Source organism: Streptomyces sp. NPDC001156, assembly GCF_053598275.1.
Genome location: NZ_JBSFJX010000362.1, coordinates 1 through 4,904, shown reverse-complemented (window position 1 = coordinate 4,904; position 4,904 = coordinate 1). Strand labels below are relative to the sequence as shown.

Genomic DNA, 4,904 nt, shown 5'->3' with positions numbered 1-4,904 from the left:
GTCATGACGGCCTCGGTGCGCAGCGGGTTGATCTCCGAGACGGCGCCGACGAACGTGGTCTTGCCCACGCCGAAGCCGCCCGCCACCACGATCTTCGCGGACGTGGTGGAGCGGGAAGGACCGCCGCTAGAGCTTGCGAAGTCCACTGAGCACCCTTTCGAGCAGTGTCACGTCTGGCTGGCCGCCGGCGTTCTCGTCGCCGCCGGGCTGATGAATGGCGACCAGTCCCGCCTCCGCCAAGTCGGCGACGAGAATTCTGGCCACGCCGAGAGGAATCGTCAGGAGCGCCGACACCTCGGCCACCGACTTGATCTCCCGGCACAGGTTGCAGATCCGCTGATGCTCGGGCAGCTGGCCCTGCATCTGGTGCGGAGATGCGGTGGTGTGCACCAGCGCCTCGATGGCGAGCTGGTAGCGCGGCCTGGTACGACCGCCCGTCATGGCGTACGGGCGCACCAGAGGGTTGTTCGACGACCCGGCGGGCGCGGGCTCCGGCGCGCGGCGCTGCGGCTGCACGGGCTGGATGCGCGGTGCCGGCGGCTGGTCGTACGGCGACGGCCCGGGACCCTGTGGGCCCTGGGGCGCGTACGGCTGACGCCGCTGGCTCGGCGCGGAGGGGAAGTTGTACCGATTGTGCTCACCCTGGCCCGGACCCTGGCCAGGGCCGTAGGACCAATTGCCCGAGGACGAACCGCCTGGGGGTGTTGCCACTTTCTCTCCTCCTCCGAATGCGCTGTGCACCCATCCTGTGGAAGCCGCGTCCCGAAACCTTACGGCCACGGGACGCGAATACGCACCGTCCGTCTGTTAGTTGAGAAGGCTTCCCTGAAGCTCCGCACGAAGGTCCGGAGTGAGGACCGTGCCGGCACGGTCCACCAGAAGCGCCATCTCGTACCCAATGAGGCCGATGTCCGCCTCCGGGTGTGCAAGAACCGCGAGCGACGAACCGTCGGAGACGGACATGATGAAGAGGAATCCCCTCTCCATCTCCACAACTGTCTGGTTCACACTGCCGCCCTCGAAGATGCGGGAGGCGCCCGCCGTCAGCGAGGTCAGACCGGAAGCGACGGCCGCCAACTGGTCGGCGCGGTCGCGCGGAAAGCCTTCGGACATCGCCAGAAGGAGTCCGTCGGCGGAGACCACCACGGTGTGGGACACCCCAGGGGTGTTGTCCACGAAGTTGGTGATCAACCAGTTCAGGTTCTGTGCCGCCTGGCTCATCGGGCTCACACTAACGCTCCTGGTTGTAGGTGCTGTCAGGACCGAAGCCCTGGCCGTTCGTTTCACTGCCTGCGTTGCGTCCCCGCTGGACGCCTCGACGCAGGTTGCTCAGCCTGCCCCGCACGTCCTCGGGGGCACGGGAGACCTGTGGGCCTCCCTGCGGGGTCGTCTCCGCGGCGCCCTCGATCAGGTTCGCCTTGGGCACCCGTCGGGGCAGACCGGAAGAGGTGACCCCGCCCGCCTTGGGCTTCCGGAGCTGCGTCGCCTGCTGCCACCGCTCGTCGTTCGCGGAGCGCCAGTCGTCGCCCGGCTCCATGGCCGACGGCTCCTGCGTCACGGGCTGCTGTCGGCCGACGGCGCCGTTCGGGGTGGAGCCGCGGCGGGGCAGTCCGGCGTCGGTGAGCTCGTGAGCGGCGGAGGAGGCCGGTCCGGGACGGTCGAAGCCTACGCGGTCCCGCTCACTTACGTCAGCGGCCTGCATGGATTCCGTTTCCGGAGCGTAATCAGCGCGGTAGCCGCTCTGGTACCCGTCCTGCTTCGGCCAGTCGTCCTGGTAGCGCGACTCGTCGAAGGCCGAGAACGTCTCCGAAGCGGTGCCCTGGGTCGCCGAGCGGTTGTCCTGCATCGGCTCCGCATAGGCGGGCTCCGGGTAGCCGCCGGTGGACGGGAAGCCGTCACCCTGCGGCAGGCCGCCAACCGGCGGGTAGTACGTCTCGTCGTACGCAGGCTGCTGCTGACCGCCGTACGCCGTCTGCTGGTCGTAGCCCGGCTGCTGCTCGTCGTACGGGTGCTGTCCGTTGTCGTACGTGCCCTGCTGGGGCTGGAAACCGTCCTGGTAGGCCTCGGCGGGCTCCTGCGCCTCCTCGGGGCGGCTGTGGCCCTGCGCCTGCGCCTCCAGGGCCGCACGGCGCTCCTCGCGCATCAGCGAGCGGCCGACGGGGTCCAGGTCCCTGATGTCGTCGGGGACCTCGGTGTAGCGGCTGTCGTCGAAGCCGAGATCCGCGGCAGTCAGCATCGGCTGCGCGGACCCGAAGTCCTCGCCCCGGAACTGCTGCTCCGGGATGATCTGCGAGACGGTGAACTCGTCGCGGCCCATCGGCTGCTCGCCACCGCCACCGTGGGTGATGGCGTCCGGGAGCATGACCAGCGAGGTGGTGCCGGCCTGCTCGCCGGAGGGGCGCAGCTGGACCCGGACGCCGTGCCGGTCGGACAGCCGGCCGACCACGAAGAGGCCCATGCGCTGGGAGATCGCGGCGTCCACGGTCGGCGGGTTGGCCAGCTTGTGGTTGATGTCCGCGAAGTCCTCGGCCGTGAGGCCGATGCCCTTGTCGTGGATCTCGACCATGATCCGGCCGTCCGGCAGACGCGTGGCGGTGACCCGGACCTTGGTCTGCGGGGAGGAGAACGTCGTCGCGTTCTCCAGCAGCTCGGCGAGCAGGTGCACGAGGTCGGTCACGGCGCGGCCGTGGATCTCGGCCTCCGGGACGCCGGAGAGCTCGATGCGCTCGTACTGCTCCACCTCGGAGGAGGCGGCGCGGAGCACGTCGACCAGCGGGACCGGCTGGTCCCAGCGGCGGCCGGGCTCCTCGCCCGCGAGGACGAGGAGGTTCTCGCCGTTGCGGCGCATACGGGTCGCGAGGTGGTCCAGGCGGAAGAGGTTCTCCAGCTGGTCCGGGTCGGCCTCGTTGTTCTCCAGGTCGGTGATCAGGGTCAGCTGGCCCTCGATCAGCGACTGGTTGCGGCGCGAGAGGTTGGTGAAGATCGCGTTGATGTTGCCTCGCAGCAGGGCCTGCTCGGCGGCGAGCCGGACGGCCTCGCGGTGGACCTGGTCGAAGGCGCGGGCGACCTCGCCGATCTCGTCCGTGGAGGTGATCGGGATGGGCGCCACACGGGTGTCCACGCGACCGGGGTCCGTGCGCGAGAGCTGGTCGACCAGCATCGGCAGACGCTGCTCGGCGACACCGAAGGCGGCGTTGCGCAGCTGGCGCATGGAGCGGCTCATCTGGCGGGCCATGAGGCCGGCGATGATGAACGCGGCGAGCAGGGCGACGATGACGATGGCACCGGTGATGAACGCGGACTGCTTGGCGTCGTCGGCGATGTTCGAGGCGTCCGCCACGGCCTTGTCGGCGAGGTCCGACTCGATCTGACGGTAGGCGTTGTACTTGAGGGTGTTCACCGCCAACCAGTTCTCGGGGGTGACGCCCTGCTGGGCGAGCGCGGCGACGGCCGTCTGGCTCGGGGCCGACAGGGTGGCGAGCGCCGTGACCATGTTCGTTGCGGGGTCGGCCGTGGGCTTGGACGGCGGCGGCACATACGTCTTGTCCTTGGCGGCCGCCTGCTGGGCCAGGGCCTTGCCGTCCGCCTGCAGCTTCGTCTTGGCCTCGTCCAGCTTCCTGGCGTCCGCCGCGGTGCCACCGCCGAGGTACTCCTCGACGGCGATGCCCTCGAGGTAGGCGTACGAGGAGAGGGCGACGCGCTGCTTGGCGAAGCTTTCGGGGTCGGGGCCGGGCTGGATCAGCAGGTGCAGACCGATCGAGCGCTCCAGCGAGAGCGCGGCCTTGGTGAGCGAGATGGCGTAGACGGTACGGCCGTAGCTGGTGATGTTGCCGGTGCCGAGACCGAGCTCGTTGGCGAACTCCATCAGCGGGTGCGCGACCCCGACGTAATCCTCTTCGGTCTGAACGCCCTTGAGCTGGGTGTACGCGCCATCGCGCAGGCCCGGCAGCTTCTTCTCGGCCGCGCGGAAGATGCCGAGCCGACGCTCCAGGCCGGATTTGTGCGGCATGTTCAGGGCGGCCCGGTCGAAGGCGTCGGCGGCCTTGTCGGTGGCCAGCCTGACCTGGACGACGGTCGGGTCCTTCGCGCCCTTGCCCGTCAGCAGGGGGAGCGCGGACGCGTCGCGCTCCTGGTAGAGCGCGTCGGCGTAGCTCAGTGACGCCTGCACCAGCCGGGCGGTGTTCTCGGCGTCCTTGGCCTGGTTCCAGGTGTCGATCGAGCTCTTCACCTGGAAGCCGCCCATGACCAGGCCGACCAGCACGGGTATGAGAAGGATCGCGTTCAGCCTGGTCGGCACACGCCAGTTGCGCGGCGAGATACGACTGCCGCTGGGCGGGAGAGCCGACGGCTCCGGGCCGGACGCTTGTGCGGGTGCCGCTCCGCGCGGCGGCGGGGTGAAGTTGCCCCGTGCCGACGGCTCGGGACCGTTCTTGCTTCGCCTCACTCGACCAACAACCTCTCGGCGACGGCACCTTCGTCGTGCCGCGGTGTCTCCAAGCCCTGTCTCCGACCTGTACGTCTTTGACCAATGGGCAGTTCAGGCATTCCAGCACGTCGCCTGTGCGATTCCAAACACTCGGAAGCGAGCATTCCACCTACTGAAAGCCCCTGATAAAACGGTCATAAAGAGCGAGCCCCGCCAAAAGGCGGGGCTTTTGTGAGCGCAGCGACACCGGCCGACCGCGACGCGTGGCGATACCACCGGATATCTCTGTCGAAACGTTATGAACACAGAGGCCGACCGTGTCAAACGCCACAGCCGGCTCCTGCATGTCTACGACAACTGCCGTATTGCACCGATGACTTGCACTACCGCAGACGTGCCATGAGCGCATGCTCGACCAGGGTGATCAGGGCACTCTTGGCATCCGCGCGATGGCGGGCGTCCGTCGTGATGATCGGGG

The 4,904-nt window shown here is 68.8% G+C and carries 3 protein-coding genes and 2 pseudogenes; all 5 read right to left on the bottom strand.

The window, feature by feature from the left end; genetic code table 11:
* Positions 1 to 146, bottom strand: a pseudogene (locus ACWDA7_RS50325) (ATP-binding protein); the annotation flags it as partial.
* Positions 127 to 711: a DUF742 domain-containing protein gene (locus ACWDA7_RS50320; protein WP_450614594.1), complete on the bottom strand. Its 585-nt coding sequence runs from the start codon at positions 709 to 711 to the stop codon at positions 127 to 129. The gene ACWDA7_RS50320 and the pseudogene ACWDA7_RS50325, both read right to left, overlap by 20 nt.
* A 96-nt stretch (positions 712 to 807) precedes the next feature.
* Positions 808 to 1,221 carry a roadblock/LC7 domain-containing protein gene (locus tag ACWDA7_RS50315; protein WP_005479603.1) on the bottom strand — a complete coding sequence of 138 codons (414 nt, stop codon included), beginning with the start codon at positions 1,219 to 1,221 and terminating at the stop codon, positions 808 to 810.
* A gap of 10 nt (positions 1,222 to 1,231) precedes the next feature.
* The gene (locus ACWDA7_RS50310) at positions 1,232 to 4,444 is read right to left on the bottom strand and encodes a nitrate- and nitrite sensing domain-containing protein (protein ID WP_450614592.1); all 3,213 of its coding nucleotides are present in this window, start codon (positions 4,442 to 4,444) and stop codon (positions 1,232 to 1,234) included.
* A 365-nt stretch (positions 4,445 to 4,809) separates the two neighbouring features.
* Positions 4,810 to 4,904: pseudogene (locus ACWDA7_RS50305) on the bottom strand (ATP-binding protein); the annotation flags it as partial.

What these genes read in the sequence shown, in the direction of transcription:
- ACWDA7_RS50315 (WP_005479603.1), bottom strand. Translation starts at nt 1,221, where the DNA reads ATGAGCCAGGCGGCACAGAACCTGAACTGGTTGATCACCAACTTCGTG.